This window comes from Candidatus Protochlamydia sp. W-9 (genome assembly GCF_001950615.1).
GTDB classification, from domain to species: Bacteria; Chlamydiota; Chlamydiia; order Chlamydiales; family Parachlamydiaceae; genus Protochlamydia; species Protochlamydia amoebophila.
This window is the reverse complement of sequence record NZ_BCPZ01000361.1, coordinates 1-235: the sequence shown is the minus strand read 5'-3', so window position 1 is coordinate 235 and position 235 is coordinate 1. Positions and strand designations below refer to the sequence as shown.

At 41.3% G+C, this 235-nt stretch carries 1 protein-coding gene; it reads left to right on the top strand.

What is annotated here, in order from left to right; genetic code table 11:
• Nucleotides 1-235 (top strand): hypothetical protein (locus BU804_RS10015; protein ID WP_158025053.1); only part of this gene is annotated, 235 nt, incomplete at both ends.

Below are 235 nucleotides of genomic sequence, written 5' to 3'. Positions count from 1 at the left end.
TGCAGCAACAACTTGCTAAGATGCAGGAAGAGAAAGAGCAAAGACAACAGATGCCATTGCCTGAAACGAACCCCAAAGCAGAAAGTCGCAAGAGTCTCCAAGAGAGAGAAGAGGAACTATTAAGGCAAATTGGCTTAAGAAAAATCATCCGATTTGATAATCTAGAAGATACGAGTCATTTATCCTCATGCCTTGCAACCTTTTCTGAGAAATTTGAAAAGGGACCGATCTGTGT